The organism is Ktedonobacteraceae bacterium (assembly GCA_035653615.1).
In the GTDB taxonomy this organism is placed as follows: domain Bacteria; phylum Chloroflexota; class Ktedonobacteria; order Ktedonobacterales; family Ktedonobacteraceae; genus DASRBN01.
Map to the genome: position 1 here is coordinate 178,315 of DASRBN010000015.1, position 24,616 is coordinate 202,930.

21 protein-coding genes are annotated in these 24,616 nt (G+C 53.1%); 12 read left to right on the plus strand and 9 right to left on the minus strand.

Features of this window, described 5'->3' with window-relative positions; translation table 11 throughout:
* Positions 1-39: 39 nt before the first annotated feature.
* Complete coding sequence (gene rocF / locus VFA09_08360; GenBank protein HZU67276.1) at positions 40-933, minus strand: arginase; 894 nt, start codon at positions 931-933, stop codon at positions 40-42.
* 171 nt (positions 934-1,104) lie between these two features.
* Here rocF and VFA09_08365 point away from each other — a divergent pair, with 171 nt between their 5' ends.
* Together VFA09_08365 and VFA09_08370 are read left to right on the plus strand one after the other, a co-directional pair.
* On the plus strand, positions 1,105-1,914 hold the full coding sequence (locus VFA09_08365; GenBank protein HZU67277.1) for a hypothetical protein: 810 nt from the start codon (positions 1,105-1,107) through the stop codon (positions 1,912-1,914).
* 46 nt (positions 1,915-1,960) lie between these two features.
* Positions 1,961-3,619: a M20/M25/M40 family metallo-hydrolase gene (locus VFA09_08370; GenBank protein ID HZU67278.1), complete on the plus strand. Its 1,659-nt coding sequence runs from the start codon at positions 1,961-1,963 to the stop codon at positions 3,617-3,619.
* A 67-nt stretch (positions 3,620-3,686) separates the two neighbouring features.
* On the opposite strand, the gene argS is transcribed toward VFA09_08370, so the two are convergent.
* Positions 3,687-5,720 (minus strand): arginine--tRNA ligase, encoded by a 2,034-nt coding sequence (gene argS, locus VFA09_08375; GenBank protein HZU67279.1) that lies wholly within the window; start codon positions 5,718-5,720, stop codon positions 3,687-3,689.
* A 274-nt stretch (positions 5,721-5,994) separates the two neighbouring features.
* Between argS and VFA09_08380 the strand changes: the two genes are divergently transcribed.
* Positions 5,995-6,579, plus strand: a complete 585-nt coding sequence (locus tag VFA09_08380; protein HZU67280.1) for a TIGR00730 family Rossman fold protein — start codon at positions 5,995-5,997, stop codon at positions 6,577-6,579.
* A 521-nt stretch (positions 6,580-7,100) separates the two neighbouring features.
* A complete protein-coding gene (gene ftsZ, locus VFA09_08385; protein ID HZU67281.1) occupies positions 7,101-8,636 on the plus strand; it encodes a cell division protein FtsZ in 1,536 nt (511 codons plus the stop codon).
* 60 nt (positions 8,637-8,696) lie between these two features.
* Here the strand turns inward: ftsZ and VFA09_08390 are convergent, their stop codons facing one another.
* Together VFA09_08390 and larB are read right to left on the minus strand one after the other, a co-directional pair.
* Positions 8,697-8,969: a KGG domain-containing protein gene (locus VFA09_08390; protein ID HZU67282.1), complete on the minus strand. Its 273-nt coding sequence runs from the start codon at positions 8,967-8,969 to the stop codon at positions 8,697-8,699.
* Between the two features lie 84 nt (positions 8,970-9,053).
* Positions 9,054-9,836: a nickel pincer cofactor biosynthesis protein LarB gene (gene larB, locus VFA09_08395; GenBank protein HZU67283.1), complete on the minus strand. Its 783-nt coding sequence runs from the start codon at positions 9,834-9,836 to the stop codon at positions 9,054-9,056.
* A 479-nt stretch (positions 9,837-10,315) separates the two neighbouring features.
* On the opposite strand from larB, the gene VFA09_08400 reads away from it, so the two are divergent.
* Positions 10,316-10,735 carry a hypothetical protein gene (locus VFA09_08400; protein HZU67284.1) on the plus strand — a complete coding sequence of 140 codons (420 nt, stop codon included), beginning with the start codon at positions 10,316-10,318 and terminating at the stop codon, positions 10,733-10,735.
* On the opposite strand, the gene mutM is transcribed toward VFA09_08400, so the two are convergent.
* On the minus strand, positions 10,722-11,672 hold the full coding sequence (gene mutM / locus VFA09_08405) for a DNA-formamidopyrimidine glycosylase (protein HZU67285.1): 951 nt from the start codon (positions 11,670-11,672) through the stop codon (positions 10,722-10,724). The genes VFA09_08400 and mutM overlap by 14 nt on opposite strands.
* A gap of 483 nt (positions 11,673-12,155) precedes the next feature.
* On the opposite strand from mutM, the gene VFA09_08410 reads away from it, so the two are divergent.
* On the plus strand, positions 12,156-13,247 hold the full coding sequence (locus tag VFA09_08410) for a hybrid sensor histidine kinase/response regulator (GenBank protein ID HZU67286.1): 1,092 nt from the start codon (positions 12,156-12,158) through the stop codon (positions 13,245-13,247).
* A 2-nt stretch (positions 13,248-13,249) separates the two neighbouring features.
* Here the strand turns inward: VFA09_08410 and VFA09_08415 are convergent, their stop codons facing one another.
* Positions 13,250-13,870 (minus strand): PadR family transcriptional regulator, encoded by a 621-nt coding sequence (locus VFA09_08415; GenBank protein ID HZU67287.1) that lies wholly within the window; start codon positions 13,868-13,870, stop codon positions 13,250-13,252.
* 220 nt (positions 13,871-14,090) lie between these two features.
* Between VFA09_08415 and VFA09_08420 the strand changes: the two genes are divergently transcribed.
* The 3 genes from VFA09_08420 to VFA09_08430 all read left to right on the plus strand — a co-directional run bounded on the left by VFA09_08420 (position 14,091) and on the right by VFA09_08430 (position 15,527).
* Complete coding sequence (locus VFA09_08420; GenBank protein ID HZU67288.1) at positions 14,091-14,558, plus strand: SRPBCC family protein; 468 nt, start codon at positions 14,091-14,093, stop codon at positions 14,556-14,558.
* Between the two features lie 178 nt (positions 14,559-14,736).
* Positions 14,737-15,048 (plus strand): hypothetical protein, encoded by a 312-nt coding sequence (locus VFA09_08425; GenBank protein ID HZU67289.1) that lies wholly within the window; start codon positions 14,737-14,739, stop codon positions 15,046-15,048.
* On the plus strand, positions 15,048-15,527 hold the full coding sequence (locus VFA09_08430; protein HZU67290.1) for a type II toxin-antitoxin system VapC family toxin: 480 nt from the start codon (positions 15,048-15,050) through the stop codon (positions 15,525-15,527). The genes VFA09_08425 and VFA09_08430 overlap by 1 nt, the downstream gene beginning before the upstream one ends.
* A 60-nt stretch (positions 15,528-15,587) precedes the next feature.
* Here VFA09_08430 and VFA09_08435 read toward each other — a convergent pair whose 3' ends face one another.
* From VFA09_08435 to VFA09_08445, 3 genes are all read right to left on the minus strand, one after another.
* The gene (locus VFA09_08435) at positions 15,588-16,223 is read right to left on the minus strand and encodes a DUF3267 domain-containing protein (protein HZU67291.1); all 636 of its coding nucleotides are present in this window, start codon (positions 16,221-16,223) and stop codon (positions 15,588-15,590) included.
* Between the two features lie 113 nt (positions 16,224-16,336).
* Positions 16,337-17,131, minus strand: a complete 795-nt coding sequence (locus VFA09_08440) for a PhzF family phenazine biosynthesis protein (protein ID HZU67292.1) — start codon at positions 17,129-17,131, stop codon at positions 16,337-16,339.
* Between the two features lie 234 nt (positions 17,132-17,365).
* Positions 17,366-18,376: a DUF1848 domain-containing protein gene (locus tag VFA09_08445; GenBank protein HZU67293.1), complete on the minus strand. Its 1,011-nt coding sequence runs from the start codon at positions 18,374-18,376 to the stop codon at positions 17,366-17,368.
* Positions 18,377-18,547: 171 nt separating this feature from the next.
* Here VFA09_08445 and VFA09_08450 point away from each other — a divergent pair, with 171 nt between their 5' ends.
* The 3 genes from VFA09_08450 to VFA09_08460 all read left to right on the plus strand — a co-directional run bounded on the left by VFA09_08450 (position 18,548) and on the right by VFA09_08460 (position 24,479).
* Positions 18,548-19,687 (plus strand): hypothetical protein, encoded by a 1,140-nt coding sequence (locus tag VFA09_08450; GenBank protein HZU67294.1) that lies wholly within the window; start codon positions 18,548-18,550, stop codon positions 19,685-19,687.
* A gap of 14 nt (positions 19,688-19,701) precedes the next feature.
* Positions 19,702-21,363 (plus strand): O-antigen ligase family protein, encoded by a 1,662-nt coding sequence (locus tag VFA09_08455; GenBank protein ID HZU67295.1) that lies wholly within the window; start codon positions 19,702-19,704, stop codon positions 21,361-21,363.
* 308 nt (positions 21,364-21,671) lie between these two features.
* The gene (locus tag VFA09_08460) at positions 21,672-24,479 is read left to right on the plus strand and encodes a tetratricopeptide repeat protein (GenBank protein HZU67296.1); all 2,808 of its coding nucleotides are present in this window, start codon (positions 21,672-21,674) and stop codon (positions 24,477-24,479) included.
* Positions 24,480-24,616 lie beyond the last annotated feature (137 nt).

Here is a 24,616-nt window from a genome sequence, read left to right on the forward strand (position 1 = left end):
CCCGGGCGAGGTTTTGGCGTTCCTCTTATTGCTAAAAACCTAATAAATGCGCTTCCCAAAAGCGGACAGTATCAGATCTACCGCCATCATTGCCGTCCGGTTCTTGTTGTCGAGTAAAGGATTATCCTCAACCACATCCAGCGAGGTCATCTTGCCAGATGCCGCGATCTCTTCCATCACCACGCTGGCCTCGCGGTACGTCAGGCCGCCTCTGACCGGCGTACCCACACCGTGCGCCTCTCGCGGATCAAGCACATCGATATCAAAACTCACATGCAGGCCGCGTGTGCCATTTGTTGTAATTGCCAGCGCCTGCTCGATAACGGCGGCAATACCCATATGGTCGATATCTTTCATCGTAAAGACATGCACCTGGGCGGCGCGCAGCAGTTCCTTCTCACCCACATCGAGGTCGCGCACTCCCACAATAGCGATATGCGCCGGGTCCAGCTTTGGACTGAATCCGCCGAGGGAAACCAGCCGCTCATCGCCGAAGCCTGCCAGCGCCGCCAGTGGCATACCGTGAATATGACCGGAGGGCGAAGTCTGATCGGTGTTGAAATCGCCATGCGCGTCAACCCATAACAGGCCCAACGGCTTCTGAATCTTCGCGACTCCGGTAATCGACCCCAGCGCCAGGCTATGGTCACCGCCGATCACCAGCGGAAAATCACCCCCGGCCGCGATGTCTTCTACACGCCTGGCCAACTCTGTACATACTTCCAGAATAGGCTCCAGATTTGTCAGCTTTGGTTCACCCGAAAGGGATGTTTCAGGGCCAGGAACAGGCAGATTTCCCTCGTCAATAACCGTATAACCCAGCTGGCGTAGCTTTTTGTTCAGGTCGGCGTAACGAATTGCCGCCGGTCCTAAATCGGCCCCATGCCGGCCAGCGCCCAGGTCTATTGGGACTCCGATAACACGAATGTTCACAATCTTTCCTCGTCTCTTCTCTTCTCCATTGAACAGCGAAACTGCCGTCTATTGTAGCCCTACATTTCGTGCTTGTCCAGACGGTATGATCACTGGTGGCTTGACACATGGAATATGATTGAAGCTGATCTACAAGTGTGCTAAAGCGCTATGAGACTGGAGGATTTCCGCATGTTTGGTCACCACGAGTCTGCCCAGGCAAAGGTTCTGTACGCCGAGATGGTGTTCGGCCGTTGGGAAGAAGAGCACCATGACAAATTTGAGTTTGTGCTGGAGGTACACCCTGCAAACCGCCAGCCGTTCAGGGCGAAGACCACGCACCACTTTTACTCGTTTACCCCCCATCCCGAGGTGGGCGATACGGTGAATGTGAAGTATGATCCCAACAGCCTGGAAGTTGAGCTTGATCTATCTCATGATGACCGCTATGACTTGAAAGGAATGAAACATAGGCAGCAAGTCGAGCGGCAGGCAGAAAAGGTCAGGCGCGATGCGCTGCTCTCGGCACCGCCCGGAACACCTGCTTCGTCCGCTACCGGCGCTGGAAAGTACGGCCTGGACCCAGAATTGCAGGCCTTAATGGACCTGGAAGAAGCTGAGCGCCGGGCAGAACAGGCCAGTAGTAGGCAGCAGCGGACTATGCCCGGCGCTCAGCAGCCCGCTGGTTTCTCGGGCATGGCCGCCCAGGTTGATGCACAGGCGGCTCTGGCACTGGCAGAGGTGCAGATGCTGCATCATCAGCTAGAGAAAACTGGAGCTTCAGGGCAGGCGAGCATTCTGCGCAAACAGCAAGCAGGTGCTCCGATCCAGCGCTTCGCCCCGTTTTTTGTTGAGGTAGAGGTACAGCCGGATAACATGGGGTTTCCTTTTCAAAGCTCCTTCACTACCTGGATCGATACCAGTAAGATAACGCTCACGGAAGGATTCACGTTTCCGGTCAAATACGACCCGCAAAACCCTTCGCGCATGGTGTTTGTCTGATTGCATCCACGGAACGGCGCTGTCTGCTATATGAGGGAAAATTTCTTTGCAAAATAACTGGTATGATGTAGTGCGAGATTATACGCTACGCCTGGTAGGGATACGCAGCGTCAACTCGACCGGTGGCGAATTGCGCGTTGCTGAAGAGGTGCTGCACCTGCTTCGATCAGATGGCCTGGAAAACGCCTATACCGCCACCGGGCTTGATCCGCTCCCCAATGACCCTTATGGACGCGCGAATGTCTATGCCTTCCTGCGCGGAAACAGCCATCGCACGCTCGTACTGCTCGGGCATATCGATACCGTAGATACAACGGACTATGGCCCGCTCGAACCATGGGCGCTCGATCCTCAAGGCCTCACGGAACGATTGGACATATTAACGAACTTAGCTCCCGGCCTCGCGGAAGACTTGCGAACTCACCCTGACGATTGGATGTTCGGGCGCGGTTCCGCGGATATGAAAAGTGGAGTTGCTGCCAACATCGCCGTCATGCGCCGCCTTGCTCAGTTGTCCCAGGAAGGCAGTCTGCCGCTCTCGGTCGTCATGCTGGCGGAAGCCGATGAAGAAAACGCGTCGATGGGCGTTTTGCAGGCCGTGAACTTTCTCTTGCACCTGCGCAAAGAGTACGGGCTGGAATATCTTGGGACCATCAATACCGACTACACAACCGCGCGCTATCCCGGTGATCCGCACCGCTATATCTACACCGGCACTGTAGGCAAACTCCTGCCCAGTTTCCTCATTATCGGACGCGAATCCCATGTCGGCCTGCCTTTCGACGGCCTCGATGCCAACCTGCTGGCGGCAGAGTTGATACGCAACCTCAGTATGAACCACGAGTTATGCGACATCGTGCGCGGGCAAATTACACCACCGCCGGTCACCTTACACGCGACCGATCTCAAAACCCGCTACGATGTGCAGCTCCCCTTTATGGCCTATTTCTATCTGAACGTCCTGACCTACTCCACCACACCCGGCCAATTACTGGCGCGCTTGCAAGGCTTATCCGAAACGGTGCTGGATCAGACCCTACAACGCATTGATGAAGCAGAGCGCCGCTGGATGCAGGCTGCCGGCAATCCTTCACCGGATTCAGTATTGAAGCCCCGCGCCGGTTCAGTGCTGACCTTTGCCGGTCTTTATGCCGCTCTGGCGCAACAACTCGGCCAGCAGCGCCTGGATGGTGAACTCAATAGAGCCTGGGAAAGCTGCCCCCCTGACCTTGATGCTCGCGAACGCGCTCTTCACCTGGTGGGCAGCCTGTGGAAGCTCAGTGGTAGAGTCGGGCCGGCCATCATCATTTACTATTCACCGCCCTATTACCCACACGTGCCCGCAACTCCATGCGCGTTAGTTGACGCCGTTCAAACCGTAGCAGAGTCGCATCCCGAACTGCACCTGCTCGTCCAGGAATATTACCCCTATATTTCCGATATGAGTTACCTGCGCCTCGATCCAGGCACCGATATCACAGCTTTGACAGCCAATATACCCACCTGGCAGCCAGCTGCTAAGAGCGCCCGCCCCGGTTCCTACAGCCTTCCTTTGCAGGCTATTGCGGACCTGGGCATGCCCGTGGTCAACCTTGGCCCATATGGGCGCGGCGTCCACCAATCCGGCGAAGGCGTGCTCATGTCCTACTCGTTCGGCGTGCTGCCGCAATTGATCTACGAAGTGATTCAGAAACTGAAGGCATGAGCAATGCCGGCCCCATATCAGCGCACGCGCTGATATGGGGCCGGCATTGCTCATGTAATTCACTTCATCAAATGCTTTCCAACGGTACAAACCCCATCACCCGCAGCGCGTTGTCCATCGTCTGCACCGTCGCCTGCACCAGGCGCGCGCGGAATGCCTTCACCCGTTCATCATCTTCTCTCACGATTGGAGGCGTGTGTTCGTAGAAATCGCTGAAATGGGATGCCAGATCAAACACGTAGGAGGCCAGCATGTGAGGAGCGAGCTGCCGGCTTGCCTCTGCCAGGCTTCTTGGATAAGCGTCGATCTGGCGCAGCAGTTCCCACTCGCTCTGCTCAAGTTGATCGGGCAGAGCGTCCAATCGCTCGGGAATCTCATAGCCCGTCTCCTGTAAGCGTCGCGCAATGCTATTGGCTCGCGCATAGGCATATTGCAGGTAGACTCCCGTATCACCGTTCGCGCGCAAGGTCTCGTTGATATCCAGCGCGATGGTCTGTTGTAACCCGAAACGGATCATATAGTAGCGAATCGCCGACGCCGCCAGGGCAGTTGCTGTTTCAGCAGGCAGGTCTGGCTTTGTCTCTCGCATGCGTGCAACCGCCGCGTTCACCAGGTCATCGGCTTTTACCTCGATACCTTTGCGCCCGGAGAACGCGTACACCTCGCGCCCATCCGATGTATCTATGCCCAGCTGCGCAGCGGTAGCGGCAGAAAGCGCGACGATCTCATAAGCCAGGTGGATCGAATTCTCCGCCTGCTCCACGTAGCCCAGCCGTCGCAGGCTCTCGTATACTACCTGCTGTGGGTACGTTTGGCGCACATCGATCACAGTGATTACTCGTTTCGCGTGTCCGAAGCGTTTGGGATTCGCCTCTATCTCCGGCTCGATACCCTCTGCTGTTCCGCGCATCGACCATAGCATACGCCCATCATGTTGCCGTCCCCACGGCACAAAATGGAAGTGGACATCCAGATCATCGGAGAGGCCGAATTTCCACAACTGGTAAGCAATATCCTTCCCCGTATACGTCGCCGTCCCATCGCTCTTCACTAGAATCTTATCGCTGCTGCGCTCGCCATCTTCTGTCTGCGCTTCTCCATCGCCAAAGGGGATTACCCAGCAGCCAGCCGCTTTGCCCGTCTCAGGATGCTCCAACACTCCCCTATCGCGCAGCATTTCAAACGTGCGTTTCCACAGCCCCGCCGTCAGGATCGCGGATTCCCAGGTCAGCAGATCATATGAGACATTGAGCCGCCCCATCGTCTTCAAGTGGGCCTGCACGATTTTGTGCGAGAGGTCGGCTGCCATTTCCGCGTATGGTTCGTCGCGATGCTCGATGGCGCGCAAAACTTCCTTGCGCCGTTCGAGCAATTCGGGATGGTTTTCATATGCCTTACCCACGGCAACATAGAGGCGCGAACAATAGTAATCAAAAGATTCGCCCGGCAAGCGCTCGATACCCTCCGGTATATCCAGTATGCCCTCATTGAGCACGGTGAACGCCACGATCACATCTGCCACCTGTACGCCTGTGTCATCAATATAATTCTCGGCCTCGACCTGGTAGCCCTGCGAGCGCAGCATACGCACAACAGTATCGCCAATAGAGGCATTGCGGACATGGCCCACGTGCGCAGCCTTGTTGCTATTGATACTTGTATGCTCGACAACCACCTTCGTACCAACACCTACATCGCTTTGACCAAAATCCGCCCCCGCTTCCAGCACGCGCTCGATAATCTGCTGCCCTACCTGCGGATGGCTCAGCCGGAAATTGATATACCCCGGTCTGGTGGCCGTAACCTCTTCAATGGCGGGAATATGCATCGCGTTCAGTAGCGCGGCCAGCGCCTCAGCAATCTCCATGGGCGGGCGCCCCAGCTTGTTCTTCCCTGCCCAGGACATCACAGGCATAGAATAATCGCCAAAACTGGCCTGCGCCGAGAAGCCGAGGTTAAAAGGCAATTGCTCAATATCGCAATCTATTTGCTCTTGAGCAAGATAGGTTCGAACCGCCTGTCGAATAATTCGCACAAGATATTCATAAAGATCTTCTGGTTGTGTTTCAGCAGTTTCCGCTTCCTGACTGGTTAATGACATTACTCCTCACTCTCTTTATCTCTTCATAGACAAACCGCTCATAATGAGAGATATTCCCTGACCGGTATATGTTTTCCCCACTATAACCTAATGTATCTGTCCGGTCAAGGATTTTTCCAGAGCGCCATTCCCAAATCCCCTTCAGGACTCCAACAAGGACAGGGATGAGTCGCTGTCCCTAGAGAACGGTATTGCAAGGACGCGCTATACTACTGAATGGGGCTAACGTCTCACAACTAAGAGCATTCATCATATGTACTATAAGGAAAAAGTTATGCAACGTATCTGTGTGTTCGCGGGATCAAATAAAGGCAATCGTCCAGAATACGAAGAGGCGGCTCGCGCCCTGGGCCAGGAACTGGCGAAGCGCGAACTCGGCCTCGTCTATGGAGGCGCAAGTGTCGGCTTGATGGGCATCGTTGCCAATACAGTTCTGGCCGCGGGAGGCGAAGCCATCGGCGTGCTGCCACGCGGATTATTTCGCCGCGAAATACCGCATAAGGGCCTGACTGAGATGCATGAAGTCGGCAGTATGCACGAGCGTAAAGCGTTAATGGCCGATCTCGCGGATGGCTTCATCGCCCTTCCCGGCGGTTTTGGCACATTCGACGAACTCTTCGAAATCATTACCTGGGCACAGCTTGGATTGCATAAGAAGCCGGTTGGCCTGGTGAATGTCGCCAATTATTTCGAGCCATTACTTGCCCTTGTTCGCCATGCCTCGACAGAAGGCTTCATTCCAGAGATTCACCTGTCACTGCTCATGCATGAAGAGCATCCTGCCCTCTTGCTGGATCGCTTTGCGCAATACAAACCACTCGATACATCTTCTAAATGGGCCGATCTTCCAGAGCGATAGGAGGGAAGAGATGCAGGAAGCGTAGACCCCACTTGAGTATATCTGGTACAATACGGGTATCAACATGATGTCGGCTTTCATCTAGTAAGCGTTCATCAAAGGAGGTTTTTGTGGCTAACAAAGAGCAGAAAAAAGTGCAAAAGGCGCCGCCCAAGTCCAATAAACAAAAGAAAGAGATGCAAAAAGAGAAAAAAGCGGCTAAATCAAGCAAACAATCCGGGCTATAATTTACGGGAAACCACAAGGATACGCCCCTACCCCATCCATGTGGGGTAGGAGCGTATCCTTGTGGTTTCCCTCTTTTCATTTTCCCCGTTCCTCTCTCCAATTCATAGAGATCAACACTTTTCCTCTTCTCATTCGTTAATGCTAGTAGACAGGTAGAAGCCCGCTCGCTCTTGACAGGATTGTTACAATGCGGAAAGAAAAGCCATCCAATGTTGTAGATAACCTGCTCAAAGCGCGTGGGCCTATTGCTCGGCCATCTCGCGACGAGCGGGACAAGCAGAAATGGGGGTATTGTGCAGTATAAGCCTCACGACGATGCAAACAAACGCGAGCAGACCCCACAGCAACGGCAAGGGATGGCTCCAGGAAAGCCGGACATGTACCGGGAGCAGGAAGATCAATGGGCCGTACTCCGGCATGAGGTGGAGGAGGAGGATATGAGGAGGCAAGACGAGCCAGGCCGGCCAGTCTGGGATCAACGAGATACAGAGGATGACGCGATCTCCTCTCAGGCATCTCTGGATGATATGCTTGCGGAAGCGCCCAACCAGGTAGATATTGTTGTCGCGGGCATTGGCGGAGCAGGTATGAATGCCGTCAACCGCATGATTACCCGGCGCGTGCGCGGGGTGCGTTTCGTTGCCATGAACACCGATGCCCAGGTGCTTTCCCTATCCGAAGCCCCCGCGCGTATCTGTCTGGGGCAGCACATTACGAAAGGTCTGGGCGCCGGCGGTAACGCTGCTGTCGGAGCGCGTGCCGCTGCCGAGAGCGAAGCGGAGATTCAAGAGGCGCTCAATGGCGCCAATCTCGTTTTCATCGCCGCCGGTATGGGTGGAGGAACCGGCACCGGAGGCGCGCCGGTAGTCGCCTCGATTGCCAAAAAACTGGGTGCCCTCACCGTCGGAATCGTCACGCTGCCTTTCGCTTTCGAAGGCAGGCGCCGGCGGAAAATCGCGGAAGATGGCCTGGCGGCCCTTGGTGCCGAGATCGACGCGCTCATCACCGTACCCAATGACCGGCTCCTTGCTGTGACGGGAAAAGATCGCAGCCTCGCCGATGCTTTCAGGCTCGCGGATGATGTGTTGCGCCAGGGCGTGCAGGGGATCGCCGAAGTCATTAATGTGCCAGGACTGGTAAACGTAGACTTTGCCGATGTTCGCAGCGTCTTGCGCGAAGCAGGTACCGCGTTAATGAGTATTGGCCAGGGGAAAGGACGCAATCGCGCCCAACTCGCTGCCCAGGAAGCCATTGCCGGGGGTTTTCTCAATGTAACCATTCGCGGCGCGCAGCGCGTACTGTTCAATATCAGCGGTGGAGAAGATATGACATTGTTCGAGGTCAACGAAGTGGCCGAATACATTGGCAACGCGATCGACAACAGCGCCGATATCACTTTTGGAGCCGTCATCGACCCCGCCCTGGATGATGTCATTCGTGTGACGTTGATCGCGGCAGGTATGGAGGAACTGCGAACAAAGCGCATTCCGGCTCTCAATGTAGAGCAATCACACACATCTTTTGTGACATCGCCTCGTGCAGGAACCGCTTCACCTGGGCTTTCTACGCCCCAGCAGCCGCCTTACGCACAATCTGTAGGGAAAGCGCCCCAGCCATCATCAGCGCCAAAACCTCCCCTTGCCCGGCCTGTTGGCCCGGCAGCATCAGGGCGGCCACAGCGCAGCCTGGATGATTTGCGCGGCCTGCGCGATATGGGCCGTCGCCAGGGTCAAGAACCCTCACGAGGGAAACCCCGGCAAACAAATGACGGCGATCCGGCAGAAGATGTTGGTGTAGATGTCCCCCCTTTCATCAAAAAGTACCGCTAGTTGCATTTGTATATTCTCGAGGTGAGACAGGCCGGTAAAGGCCTGTCCCACCCCGTGAAACTACTCTTTATCAGCTGCGACAGCGCGACCGCGCTCTCCGCCTTTTTTCCCAATTTTAGAATAGAACTCGGAGCCTTGCTGGCGCTTCGTGGACTCGCCACCTTTCTTTCCAATCTCAGCATAAAATTGTGGCCCACGTTTCTCCTTGACCGTTTCGCCGCCTTTTTTGCCGATTCTGGAGTAGAACTCCGCACCGTACTTTTCACGTACGGCCTGGCCGCCTCGCTTCGCCTTTTGTGACCCAGGTTCTGGTCCGCGTTTGTTATTTGCCATAGAAGTTTCGCCCTTCTTAAACTCAAACTACCACACCAAACAAAGCGGTGAGACATCCTGCTGCCAGAACATCCCGCTGCTTCCCTACTGCGCTTGATGTTCTCGCGCCTGTGCCACGCGATTAGCAATAATCGCGGCGGTACTTCCCGCGCCTACGCCGTTGTCGATGTTGACCACAGAAAGACCCGGCACACACGTTTGTAACATCGAAAGCAACGCGGCGACACCTTTGCCGCCCATACCATAGCCAATTGAGGTTGGCAAACCAATAACAGGGACAGGAACCAGTCCTGCCACTACTGACGGCAACGCACCATCCATACCCGCTGCAACAATGATCACATCCACACCGTTGGAGAGGAGATTCCGCAAGGGCTCCATCAGGCGATGCAATCCTGCTACCCCCACATCATAGATGCGCGTTACATGACAACCCATCTCTTCCGCAATCAGAGCCGCCTCCTCTGCCACCGGAATGTCAGACGTGCCAGCACTGATTACACCAACAAGCCCTCCCGTGCTCCGTCGCACATAGTCAGGCCTGTAAATAACTACTGCCCGAGCCTGTTCGCGAATACGAAATTCGTTTCCCTGAAACTCCTCACGCAGTACCTCTACGATCCCAGGTTGGACGCGACTGATAATCGCACGTCCAGAAGCCGAAAGCAGGCTCCTGGCCATCGCTATGATTTGCCCCGGCTCTTTTGTCTCCCCCAAAATTACTTCCGGGACGCCTTTACGCCTTTCGCGTTCGGGATCTGCACGTATCTCGATTATCGATGAGATGTCATCGCTCAGAATTCTATGTAAATCCTGCTGTCTATCACCAGCAGGCTGTTGATCACTTTGCCGTTCGTTCAATGACAAACTACTCCCATCACCTTGCTAAAATGCTTCCCACAGAGCAAGAGGTCAATAGTAGTACACCATAAGTTGTACCCTCAGCCCGGTGATTTACAGGAATGTACATCCTTACTTGAGCTTGTAGGGTAATGCTCTCTCTCATCCAGAAGTCTTCCAACCAGTCTTAGTTTAACACACTCAAACCAATTGAGCAAGCCAACAATTCCACAATCTTTTGGAAAAACCGCAATAAATCGCAACGCTCCTCAATACATTATAGAAAATAGACAAAATATCCCGTCTCCCCGCGGCTCGCATGACCTGTTCGAGGCGATTGTCTCACAGAATTTGCACAGAAAGCCTTACTCTGTTATAGTAAATCGCAGGGATATTCTCGAGACGATGTTGATGAGTTCTTCATTTGACAAAATAGCTCTATAAAGATGACGAAAAAGATGATGAACAAGTTCCGCTTTCTTACGTTAGGATCAGTTTTCCTTGTAATGCTGCTTGCAACAGCGTGTGGCACCTCCGCGACCGCTATAAAGCCGCAACCAACCGTCGTAATCAGCAAATCGTTCCAAAACCAGCTTTCGCCGATTCCCACGGCTCCCACGTATAGCTGTGGGGCGTGGTCATCAAACAACACCCCAGGTCCAGGCGCGACGATTAACATTTATGCCAGAATCATGCATGACCTCAAACCGGTCAGCGGCGCAACCGCTTCGGCAGTGGTACACTTCCAAAACTTCGATCAGCAGCTTGGGCAGGAAACGAGCGATAATGGAGGTTACGTGACGTTCACGCTCTCCCTGCAAGGCCACCAGCCGGTAAACGTTCCCGCGACCGTCGATGTCACCGTGACCAACTTACCAGGCGGAAAGACAGTACACTGCACCCCGGCATTTTTCACTCCGGTATGAGCTTTTGGCATGTAGGACAGAAGTGGGTTCCGCGTTGACCAACCACAATGCGCTCGATAAGCGTTCCACAGCGTGGGCAGGGCTTTCCCTCTTGTTGGTAGACGCGAACATGGTCGTAGTTATCGCCTGCCTCACCCCACAGGTCGCGATACTCATTGAAGGATGTACCCCCGTGTTCGATGCCGAGCGTCAGCACCGCGATAATCCCCTCGTGCAACCAGCGTACTTCCTCCACCGTGAGCGACCCTGCGCGGCGTAGGGGATGAATGCGGGCGTAGAAAAGGGCCTCGTCCGCGTAAATGTTGCCCAGGCCCGCTATCACCTCCTGCGACAGCAGCACCTGTTTGATCGCGCCCCTGCGCCCCACCAGGCGCTGCGCCAGGCTTTCCACCGTAAATTCGTCGCTTAAAGGCTCCGGCCCCAGCCTCTCCAGCGCCTCCGCCTCTTGTTCTCGCGGCCATAACTCGATGCGTCCAAATTTGCGTGGGTCGGTGAAGAGCAGGCGCCTCCCGTCGGTAAGATTGAAGCAAACGCGGCAATACGCCGTTTTAGGAGAGGATACGATGGTTTGCTGGTTTCCCTGCTGCTCGGAATGAGTTTCGCGTATAGAAAAGGTTGGCCCTTTTCGATCCCATGTCGCCAGATCGCTCTCTCTCAAGCTCGTATCGATCTCCCAACCAGGCGGCAGCAGCAGCAAATTCCCCGACATACGCCGGTGAATGGTCAAAAGCAGCTCTCCTTCCAGGTCCATCACCAGAAATTTCCCGCGCCGTCGAACTCCAAGGATACGGCTCTGCGCGATTCCGGCGAGAAAATCGGGCAGGTCGGGATGGCCGATAGAGCGCTGCCAAAAGACAAGCGCCCCCGCAATGGTTGCATCTACGATGGCATGTCGTAGCTGGCGGGCAGTATATTCTACTTCGGGTAATTCTGGCACAGTTATCCTGGTTCTAGAGCGGGTTGATATCCTTCCGCACGTATGCGATGCTTGTGCTCTTTAATTTCTCTTTGTTTTAGCCTCTTTTCCAATGCTCGTCCTTGTTCGTTGCGTATTGGAGGCTTTCTGGTAGTATTGTATCACGCCTGGAAGGATATCATGCCCGCTCTTTCCCTCCTTTATGAAGTTAAGCTGGCAAGAGGATTTTTAAAGTATCAAAACAAGAAAGGGGTTATGTATTGAAGATTGGCCCGGGAACACTGAAGAACTCATCCTCACCACCAAAAAAGGAGCAGGAATAATCCCACTCCTCCCCCACTTCTCCCCCCTATAGACACGTAGCAAGCAGGCAAAAAGTTACATGATTAACTCCTCCCGCTGAAACGGTAGAGTTCCTTTCGTTCGTATTATAAGAAAAGCCTGATTGTCTTGCCGGTGGGGAGAGGCATCAGCACAAAAAACAGCGGATGAAGGAGGTACTGAATGGATTCGCCTCATATCCTTCTCGTTGATGATGATAGAGCGTTACTGCAAGCACTGCCTCATATGGTTGCTCTGCGCATCCACGGCGTACAGGTCGATACTTCCGATACAGCCCAGGGAGCGCTCGAGCAGATTCAGGAGCATGATTACGATGCCATTGTCACCGATATCAAGATGCCGGGCATGGATGGACTGGAGCTGCTGGCAAAGATACAGGAACTGCGCCCAGAGATACCAACCCTACTGATTACCGGGCATGCGGATCAGTCACTGATTATCCAGGCCCTGCGCTATGGAGCCTATGATTTTATTGAAAAACCTATTGACCGTGTCTACTTTGTAGCCGCGTTGCATCGCGCCATCCAGGCGCGTCAATTACGACGGCAGGTGCAGGAACAACAGCACGCTTTAGAACAGCACGCCCAAACGCTTGAGCAACTGGTGGAGCAGCGCACGCGGGAACTACTCGTGGCCAATGAACTCATGGACTCACTTGTCCGTGATCTGCTCGATTACTCTCTCATCCAATCAGGTGAATTCGTCCTCCACCCGGAGAGGTGCAACCTGGTCGAACTATGCCAGCAGGTACTGGACGCTTATACGACCGGTGCAGGTCTTGCATTAGTCTTTGAATCTGATGCGGCGCCGGTAGAGGTCGATGTGGATCGCGAGCGCATTGGTCAGGTACTCATTCACCTGCTTTCACATGCGCGTAAGCATTCCCCAGTTGGAACTCCTATCTCGATCACCCTACATCATTCTCATAAAGCAGCAATTATAGAGGTGCGAGATAGCGGTATTGGTCTGGAGCATGAGCTACTGCCTCATATCTTTGAGCCATTCTATCGCGCCCCAGAAATTGAAGCGCCAGCTACGATGCGTCCCAACATCAGCCCTGGACTGTACCTTTCACGATATATCATAGAACAACACGGGGGGTCTATCGAGGTTCAGAGTATTCCTGGTGAAGGTAACATATTCTCTATCATGCTGCCGCTTGCCACCAGTTCCACAGAGGAAGAGGTGAATGATCTGGTTTCTGCGGGGCGTGTATCATCGCCCTTTCAGCCACCGCGCTGGCTTGTTTCGTGAACTCACTCTTCGTCCTCAGATGGTTGCCCCTCAGGGGATTCAACCATTTCCAGCGCTTCGTATAGCCATTGCAGGTAGGTTTGCTCGAAAGCGATGGCAAAGCGAGCAATCAGGTTGAGATAGGGATTTTCCTGACTCTCAGTAGTGTAGGGGTTTGGGCGTTTGTTATCGTGCCGAAATGCTCCCTGCATAGGCATGGAGAGGGCGTTCTGCCGGTAGGCGAGCAGACGCATTTGATGCTCGGTGATACTGGTACGCAAGTTCCGTGCCAGGTCGCCAGGAGAGGCGAAGATGCCAAACAGGACTTTGAGCAGCAATTCATCACGAATTTGAAAGACATCGGGTGGCTGTGCCTGCCAACTTCGTAATGCCGCGTAGCCTTGCTCCGTAATAGAGTAGACCTTGCGGTCGGGACGCGATTCCTGCTCCTCTCGCTCCATCCTGACCCAGCCAAGTTCTTTCATGCGCCGCAATTCTTTATAGACCTGGCTCTGCACCACTCCCCACATCGGTGCCAGGATATGATCACTTAAATGCTTCAGGTCATATCCTGATAAAGGTCCCCACAAAGCCAGCAAGCCGAGCATGCCATAAGTGATTGGATAGGCTTCAAGCGATTCCATTATGTTCTCTTCCCTCTTTTTCTGCCAATCAAGAGAATAGGTCGGAGCCGATTACGATATCCGCACCATTCTCTGCTCTTGACGAATCCTATGTTCTCCTATTATACTCGTTAGAGGAATATAACTTGAAGATATATTGTTTGAAGGAATAAACAGCTGAGAACCTGCTTCGATCAGAAACCATGGGCGAGGAAGAGTCATCAAAGAAAGGAAAAAATATATGGGACAGATCACAGTGAAGTCAGAAGCTGTGCTTGAGGCGCCAGCGGAGGATGTATATGCTACGATAGCTGATTATTATCAGGGACATCCCAGGATTCTGCCCAAAGAGTTTGAAGATTTGCGGGTCGAGCAGGGAGGCTATGGAGCAGGAACCATTATCCGCTTTAAGATGCGTGTGATGGGATCTGAGCAATCATTCTACCAGCGGGTGAGCGAACCGGAACCAGGCCGGGTGCTGGTCGAGCAAGATATCAACCCCCCGCAACAAGTCACCACGACTTTCAAAGTAGATCCCCTCGAACAGGGACAAAAATCTCACGTCGAGATTTCCACTACAATGAAGACCAGCCCTGGTTTGCGGGGTCTGGTTGAACGAATCCTGGTGCCGATGATCAATCCAGCTGTCTACCGGAAAGAACTCAAGTTGCTGGAAGAGGTTACGCGCAAAAGAAGTACACGTGCGTAATCATCAAGGCATTTCAAGACAGCATGCAATGTATCGGTTGGAAGGTTTTCCCTTAGCTCGCAGAAATAGCTATCAGGTTTCTTTGTGTTTATGGTATAGTACAGAAAAATGGCCAGCGGGAGAGTGTCTGATAGACGAGCAGCATCTCCCTTAGTTCCCTCATAGGAGAAACGTCTCTATGACATATCAAATTACCTTGAGCGACAAGGAATATGCAGCACTTGCCGCTGCCGCTGCTCAAAGGGGTACAGAGCCTGAAAAGCTTTTGCATGATATACTCCTGGACTTACAAACATCGTTTCAAGGAAAGCAAAATTTGATGGTGCAGGAGATAGCAAGAAGGCAATATGATGAAGGGAAAATTAGCCATATTCCCACAAGACAGCCACTCACTGTAGAAGAACGTGAATTGCGTGAGCAACGAGCTCGTCGTTTTGCTGGGGGGAAGTCTGCATCTCAAATGGTCATTGAAGATCGGGGACCTTATTAATGGTAGTATATTTTCTTGATTCTTCGGCTATTGTGAAGCGATACTTTTATGAGAAAGGGCATGATTGGGTAGAATCACTTCATGATCCAATCCAGGGGCATGCACTCTACATTGCGCAGGCGGCTCTAGTTGAGGTAGTAGCAAGCATTTGCCGGAAAGCGCGTGAGCAAAATATATCTTTTGAGGAACGAGATTCTACCATTGATGATTTCCGAGGAGATGTGCAAAATATCTACAGTATCTGGTTGATTGATAATGCTCTATATACTGCTGCTGGTAACCTATGCCGCTTGTACCGATTACGTGCCTATGATGCCATTCAGTTAGCCTGTGCTATCGCGGTACGTGAGGATATTTCCAAAACTCAGTTGCTTCAGACTGAACAGCCTGACTTTATCTTCGTTTCAGCAGATGTTGGACTACTCACCATTGCTAGCGCCGCCGGACTTAGCGTCGAGAACCCGAACAATTATGTTTAAACTTCCTTCAAGTTTTAAGAACATCCGATCATTCTCATAAAGATTGATGAGCTAAATACGTCACGCCACTTCCCAGACCCTGTACCCCGCCTCTGTGTCCTCCACCAGCGCCGATTTTGGATACCTCAACAATCGGGCAACAGTCCAGACATCGCCCGCTGCGCCGGAGACGTTACCCAGGCTGGCAAAGAGCGTGTACGACGCCAGCACGGGATTGAGCAGGGTGAAGATAATGCCTGCCAGGGTCAGCACAACGAGCGGGGCCAGGCCGATCACAAGATACTGGTCGCGGTGAAACAACTGATTTTTCGCGCCACAGTAGAGCGCCAGCGGCAGTTTCGTGCCAAAATAGGGCCTGCCACCCCAGAATAGGAAGGCTAACGCATGCACAACTTCATGAATTGGCAGGATAAGCACGTAGCCGGCGATATTGATTGCCAGCCACAGCAGCACACTTCCCCAGGTAAGATGCAGGGCAAGCGTGCGCGTTCGCCAGAAATAGGCGGCATAGTTCAGCACGACGAAAAATACCGCGCCGATACCCAACATTTGCAGGCTGATTTTTGCCAGGGGCTGCAATTGTTCAGGCTCGAGCAGTTCAAGTTCTTCGAGCTTCTGAATTTGCTCGGCATCTACTGCTTTCTGCTCCTCACGTGCTAAGTCAGGGTGAAAGCGATCAATGATAGTTAAGGACATAACCTTCCTCTTTATATCATCAGCATCGCGCTTTCGACTATTTTTGTGCTCTCAATCGCAATTGTTGCGCTTGCCTGGGCGCATACACATGATTTTGATCAGGCTGATTCCAACTATTCTCCGACCAGTTCTCCCTTTAAAACCGTCACTGCCTGTCCACCAAGATAAACCCGGTCACCCTCCACGCGCACACGTATCGTACCACCGCGGGGTGAGGCCTGGTGGGCCACGAATTCTTTTTGCCCCAGGCGCTTGCTCCAGTAGGGACCCAGGCAGCAGTGCGCGGAGCCTGTCACCGGGTCCTCGGGAACGCCCACCTGCGGCGCGAAAAAGCGCGAGACAAAATCATAGCCTTGCTTGCTGGGAATGCTCGTCACTATCACACCTCGCACGGGTACCTTCGCCAGCAGCGTGAAATCCGGCTGCATGTTGCGTACCACCTCCTCCGAGTCCACCTCGACCAGGTAATCGAATTTGTTCCTGCCGACATAGGCTGCTGGTACGCCCAGCGCCTCTATCAAACCATCGGGAGCCTCGGCAGCTTCCTCAGGCGTGGCCGGAAAGTTCATCTCGATCCAATCGTCCTTACGTTCGGCCGTCAGCAGGCCGCTGCGAGTGCTGAAACGCGCCTGCTCCTCCGGCTTCAGATATCCCTCTTCCCAGAGAATATGCGCGCTGGCGAGTGTCGCATGCCCGCAGAGATCAACCTCCACAGCAGGCGTGAACCAGCGCAAATTGTAGCCATCTGCCTCCTTCAGCAGGAAAGCGGTTTCAGACAGGTTCATCTCACGCGCTACATTTTGCATCCAGGCATCGTCCCGTAGCCTGGACAGGACACACACGCCCGCAGGATTGCCCGCGAATGGTTTATCTGTAAATGCATCAACCTGGAAAATTGTTTGTGCCATATGCTCTCTGCTCCTTCTCTGATAGATGGGTAACTTACTTTTGTGTTTTGCGAGTTATCGCAATTCGTCGGCTCCATATCACAGACATAGCATAGGATAAAGAGTAGGCAATGTAAACAGCCAATAGGGGACAACATACCCGTATGAATAGGAACAGCCGAATTCAGGCCTGTCATTCTGAGTGCAGCGAAGAATCCCGCTCGCCCATGAATAGGAACAGCCGAATTCGGCCTGTCATTCTGAGTGAAGCGAAGAATCTCGCTCACCCAGGAGCTTCTTCTTTTTCCGAACCTGTAGTGCCGGAATAATCTGTTGTCTCTCCATCTCCTCATCTGCCGCCACAGAATCGTCATGGGGAAACAGAAATTCGCTCGTGGGGTCGTGTGCCTTGTAGCGTTCCAGCGCCAGGTCGCGATGCTGCACTGCGTAGCAATACACGCATCCATGCGGGCACGTATCGTATTCGCCGATATCTCTCGACTCGTAGCAGCCGCACTCCTCGCGATTACCTTTGAGCCTGATGCGATTAGTCAGCAGCTTGCCGGAAACCTTCTCAAGCCGCTCCGCATCGACGCAGCGCGCCTCCTGGGTCACACCCGGAATGACGAAATCTCTCTGGGAGCAAATCTTCACCTGCATACCATGTGAACCCGCTACCTGGGCAAGCCCGGCAATCAGATTCCTTATATTCTCTAGCGACATGACCTCGTGTTCGTGCCATTGGAAGCCAAACTCTTTTGCCGCCCAGTCCATATTGCGCCGCGTCTTCTTGTAGATTTGCGCGAACGAGATAACCACTTCGTCCGTCGATCCCTCTAGAGCGCGGGCAAGGTGCTCGAAATTGCGCCGATGCCAGTCCGCATCCGTGAGAGATGAGATCACAATGGGGTCGTAGCGCCAGACCGCGACGTATGGCCCATAATTCTCCGCCAGCGCCTTCATGTGTTCGACGGTATGCGTGTAATTGATGACCCGGTATTCCAGCTCGCGTGGATAGCCCGTAATGGTATGCTGCACAATGAACGGGTAACCGCGCTGCCGCACTTCCGGCAGGTATTTAAGGAAAGGGCCAATATTTTTAGTCCAGAAGACAAAGCCATCCACGTATCCGGGCGTAAGATCGATGGTGTAAAAGCGACGCGCGTAGGGGCTAACCGTCTTACAATAGCCGGCCCGCAAACGGTTCATAAACCATTCACCGTAGAAGGTCGGGATATCGGTCCTGTAACTGGCCGAGATTATCATGGCATCGATCTCCTCTGTAGTACAATAGTCTCTGCTTTTTCAAAAGATATTGCCATCGCTTCGTTTATTCTGCTATAGTACCTTTGGGTTATTCAGTATATTGGACTAGTGGCTTTATGTGATGCCTTTACTCTAAGGCAGAAAAAGCATGGATAAAAGGACGTAATCGCCGTGTTAAAGGAAATGAGCCGGTCAGATGACCGACCTTCAGCGCCCAGTTTTAACCAGCGCCTGTACAACCTGCTCTGGCGTCCATCGCTCCTTGTGGCCGTCGCATACCTGCTTTTTCTCGCTTATTTCACCATCAGTCATCATTACCAGCTCATCGATTACGTTCACATCGGCACCCGCTTTTCGCTCCATGACCCTCATGGCACAAATGGATATGATGGGCAATTCTATTATTATATAGCGCGCGACCCCTTACACGCATACCGGTATATGGATAGCGCTCCATATCGTTACCAGCGTATTCTTTTTGGCATTGTCATCTATGTCCTCAGCCTGGGAAATGCCTCGCTTATTCCATTTCTCATGCTGTTTGTCAATTTTCTCTCCATCGTTCTCAGTGTTGAGATCGTATCGCGTTTGCTTGCCAGGAGAAACCTCTCGCCCTGGTTCAGCCTGGCGCTTGCTTTCTATTTCGGCCAGACTGCTGCCCTGCTTTTTGATACAGCCGAACCATTTGCGATTCTCCTGCTGTGTGCGGGTTTATGGTGCATGGATGATGAAAACGTAACGCTCGCCGCGATTTTTATGGGACTGGCCGCGTTGACACGAGAAACAACTATTTTCTTCCCACTCGTGTATATGCTTGCTTTTCTCTGGCAGCGTCGTTGGTCGGATGCCATCCGTTTCCTTGTCCTGGCCATATTACCCCTGGCTGCCTGGTATATTGTCATCTGGATCATCTTCGGACAACTGGGAGCAGCAGCAGCGCCGGCATTTGAACGCATCCCATTCGCGGGCATTTTCGCTTATCTGTCTCAGTATCGCTACTTCCTGTCTCTGGTTGCCCTGATTCTCATCCCAACCGTTGGGGGATGGCTTTACGCGGTACGAGAGGTATTGCGGGGGAACTGGCGCAGTAGCGTTTTCTTTATCTGGGTGTTAAATCTTATCCTCGTTACCTTTATGTCAGCAACTTCGTATGAAGATTATGTCTCTTGCGGACGTATCTCGACAACTTTAATCCTTGCCACGTTGCTTTATGCCTGGTCTAACAAAGACCGGTGGCTTCTGTGGGCATCGCAGTATTACCTGCTGACGGTTCCATTATATGTAATTGGTCTCAGGCTCATTCATACCTGAGCAGGAGTACAAACGTGATTGACCGGTTGGGTCAACAGGTCAACAGCCTGGACCCAGTTGAAAGTCCCTCTGGAGAGGAAGAGAAAAAAGCGCGATCTACGTCTTTCTGGCGTATGCGGGCTATCGAAGCCGGCATGATTCTTTCGATGGCGCTCTATTATGTTGCCTGCAATCCGAACATTCGCATTCATTCTATGCATCTGCCGGCGCAAAATCTCAATCCCCTCTATTCTCTGCCATTTTTGTTAATTTTCGCGATATTATGCTGGTATCGTTTTCCGGTTGCTATTGCCCTGTTGCCCCTTTCTCTACCGTTTTGTTACGTGCAAAAAGATGTAACCCAGAACCTGCGTTTTAGCCTGGTAGAGATTACTTTATATACCTGCGTAACTGTCGGCATATTGCAGTATCTCGTCTACCTTCTTCGACGGAAAAAGTGGCCTTACCAGCTCTCGTGGTCTGCTTTGCGCAATCGCTATGGCCCGTTTCTCTTGCCCATAGGCATCTTCTTCCTGGCGGCGCTGGTCTCGATTGCGATTGCGTATTCGCAGCGCAATGCCGCGCGCGCCTTTCGCGAAGAGGTTTTTGGTCCGCTGCTCTATGTCGTGTTGATCTTTTTGTGCCTGCGCACCCGCCAGGATTTGCTGCGTTTGCTGCTGGCCTTGTTTGGCTCTGGTTTGATCGTTGCCTTGATAGGTGCCGTACAGTATTTCTTCTTTAGAAGTACCATCGTTCCAGACGTAGATGGTCTCAGGCGCGTTACAGCCGTTTATAGCAGTGGGAACGGGATTGGCACCTTTTTTGATTATATGCTCCCGCTGGGGCTGGCCATCATATGCTCTCGTCTTTCATGGAAATGGCGCCTTCCCATCCTGATCTGCTGTCTCCCCTTTTTGTTCGTGCTGTATGAGAGCGGCTCGCGCGGCGCGATTCTGCTGGCAATACCCGCCGCGCTGGTATTTATCGTCGCGTTCGCCATTCGCAACCGTAGAATATTGCTGATCGCCTCCATCTCTTTTATAGTCGTGGCGTCTATTGTTGGCAGCCTCTATTCACAAAAAATCGTCAATGCTATCCTGGATGCGCATACCAGCAGCAACGGGCAGAGTACGGTTCTGGAACGCCCCTGGTTATGGCTCACTGCTCTTGACATGATTCACGACAGCCCCTGGCTCGGCTACGGCATGGATAACTGGCTCTGCCATTTCAGCAACAGCTATTACAACGTCTGCCTGTATCCCAACGGTTTCCCCGGGGGCAAATGGGTGCCCGGATCGCCTCCTCATCCACCGCTGCATGCCTACTGGATTACTCGCACCCCCTCTGGCCAGCCAACCGGCCTCGGCAGCCAGCCAACCCTATCGCACCCGCACAATGTCTTTTTACAGGTCTGGGTCAGCATCGGCATTTTCGGCTTGCTGGCCTTTCTCTCCATCCTGGTCCTCTTCTACTGGACGTTCGCTCGCCTCTTACGCTATCTCGCGAAAATAGGCCCGCCCGATTATGAGCTGCAGCGCACCCTGCTCATAGGTATCGGTGCCGGAATGCTGGCCGCGCTTGTGCAGGGCCTGGGTGACAGTTCTTTCCTGGAGCAGAACCTGTCGTTCTGTTTCTGGATACTGGTTGCCGCCCTGCTCCTCATTCGTTTTCGTCTTCGCATGCCCTGGCGTAGATAGACCCTGGTGAATTTTTCCTGGCAAAATCGGTAATCCGAGCGATCCCAACCGTGTCATTCTGAGCGCAGCGAAGAATCTGCGTCCACTGGCCCTGAGATTCTTCGCTGCGCTCAGAATGATCCGGCCTGGGAGCGATTACCAGTTTTGGTGGTAAAAATTCATGAGGGACAGCGGCTCGTCCCTGTCCCCGTCCCTATGCAACCATTCGACCTGATGATCTTTTCCAACCGAACATAGAATTGCTACAAACACAGCCTGTGCTATAATCATAACAGTCTATACCACTCAAAATCGAGGAAGATGGAAATATGCAGCAGGTTCAGGGACGGCAGCCGAAACGATCAATTCGCGTGCGCCTGATCGTATTTATAATCGCGCTACTCATACTCATCGCCGGCGCGATCTTCCTGGCTTTGCAGAGCCTCAACTCCCTCCCTGCCCTTATCGTAACAATTTTCGGCGCGTTGGCAACCATATTTACCTTCCTGCAATTGTGGCCCATTTTCTTCCAAAAACCACCTGGACCGGTTGCAGCCGCACCGCCCGTTCCCGTACCCCAGCCTATCAACATCCACTTTCACAATCCAGGTGGTACAGCATCTACAATGTTGCCGGTTATTACAACGGAGCCTCAACCGGTTAGCACCTTACCTGATCCACCTGCCCCAGCTATTGCTCGCGATGATCTTACCCTGCACGCTCTACCTTTGCCCACAGACCCATCCAGCATCCAGCAGCGCCAGATAGCCGTTGATGAAATCTACTCATTGCTAGTTGCTCCCGATACCGCCGCCGTTGTACTTACTGGCATCGGTGGCATCGGCAAATCCACGCTAGCATCGTTAGTATTCAACCACGCGGAACGCGAGCGGCGCGCAGGCAGAGGACCTTTTCAAAGCGAAGCCATATTATTGCGCATCAATGACAATACCACCTTCCTCGAACTTGCTACCAACCTCTTTGCCGCCACGAATAGATCTATGCCCAATTTGGCAAACCTGCCACCACAGAATCAGGCCTTCGCCGTCTTCAATGCCCTGAATACGACAGACCAGCCGCGCCTGATCGTCCTGGATCAGTTCGAGAGCATGCTTGACCAGCACAGCGGACGCGCCCTCCCGACTCAAGCCGGTGTGGGTGAATTCCTTGATGCTCTTAATAGCCAGTCCTGCACCAGCGGCCTACTGCTCACCAGCCGACCGCACCCCCACGGCACGCGCAACGATGCACCTGCCTCACTGCGCATCTATCCTGTTGGCGGCCTTGATGAACAGGAAGGTGCTGCCTTGCTCAAGAGCCAGGGCGTTGCAGGCACCGAGCAGGAATTGTATGAAGCCGTGAGGCGCTGCAAAGGCCATACCCTCTCGCTCCGACTGCTCAACACCCTTTTGCGAACATACGGCATCAGCCTGACAACCCTGCTTACCAACCCTGATTATGAGCGTCTCTGGAGAGACCACATCGCGCAAAACCTGCTTAACCGCATTTTCGCCGGCCTGCCAGAACAAGCCTGTCAATTGTTATGCGCCTTTTCCGTCTATCGTGAAGCCGTGCCTATCGATGCAGCATTGCCAATCGCTACTAGCATAACAAAACCCCAGGCGCTGGCAATCCTTGCCAGCCTGTTGGGTCAGCACCTCATCGAGCCTCAATCCATGAATGGTTCTTACAGGCTTCATCCTATTGTCGCCACCTACGCCTATGACCATTTTGTCGAAAACGATGAGGCAGCGAACAGAGAAGCTCAGCAAGTGGCCCACGCGAAAGCCGCCCAATACTATCTGCCGGTAGCCACCATACGCTGTCCCGAACCCGACAAACGAAAAAAGATCAGCGATGTGGAACCGCTGATCGAGGCGGTCTGGCAATTCTGCCAGGCTGGACAGTTTCAAGAGGCGTATGATCTCCTGGAGCGGGATGGCCTTGCTGATAGTTTGAGTCTTTGGAGTGCAAATACCACCTTGCTTGAGTTGTATCGGCTTTTCTTATCTGAAAACAGGCAATATACACCACAGCAAAAGGATCTTATTTTCAACAATTTGGGCTACATTTATGATTCCTTAGGGCAGAAGCGGCAGGCGTTAGAGTACTATAAGAAGTCTCTGGATATCAGCCGAGAAGTGGGAGACCGTGGGGGAGAGGGAATCTCACTCAACAACGTAGGCGGCGTATACGATAACTTAGGGCAGAAACAGCAGGCGTTAGAGTACTATAAGCAATCTCTGGACATCAGGCGGGAAGTAGGAGATCGTAGAGGAGAGGGAACCACACTCAATAGCCTGGGTCGCATGTACGATAACTTAGGACAGAAACAGCAGGCGTTAGAGTACTATAAGCAATCTCTGGACATCAGGCGGGAAGTAGGAGATCGCAGAGGAGAGGGTATCACTCTCAACAATCTGGGCACTGTGTACAATGATTTAGGACAGAAGGAGCAGGCCTTGGAGTACTACGAACAGGCATTGACCACCAGCCAAGAAGTAGGAGATCGCGCAGCAGAAGGAACCACATTCAATAACCTGGGTTTACTGTACAATAATTTAGGGCAGAAGCAAGAGGCGTTGCGCTACTACGAGCAGGCCTTACGCATCTTTGGGGAAGTGGGAGATCGCGGGGGAGAAGGGACAATACTCAACAACCTGGGTCTCCTGTACGAAAGTTTAGGGCAGAAGCAGCAGGCGCTCCAGTATTTCCGGCAAGTATTGGCCATCAGCCAAGAAGTAGGAGATCGCGCAGCAGAAGGAACCGCGCTAAACAACATAGGCGGCGTGTACAATGCATTAGGGCAAAAGCAGCAAGCGTTGGAGTATTGCAAACAGGCATTGGTCATTGGGCAGGAAGTGGGATCTCCATTTGGTGAGGGAGTAAGTCTTAATAATATTGGGGCAATCTTTAATGAACGAGGTGATGACGAACCTGCTCTTGCTTGCTTCCTGCTTGCCAGAACCCTCTTCGAACGAGTGCAAAGCCCATCAGATATTGATTCTGTAGAACGGTGGATAGAAGATTTGCGAAAGCGCCTGGGAGAAGATCGATTCGCAACTCTGCTGGCACAAGTTGAGCCGAGGGCTGAGCAGATTGTGCAGGATGCGCTGCGTTCGTCTGAATACCTCTAGAGACCCTATCGAGGGCGACCACAAGGACCCCAGCCGCCACCGCCCATACTATGACTACGAAACCGCCCCACAAGAGCCGTAATCATTGTAAGGGTGGGGGGTGGAGCGGTTGCGGGGATGGGACCCTTGTAGTCGCC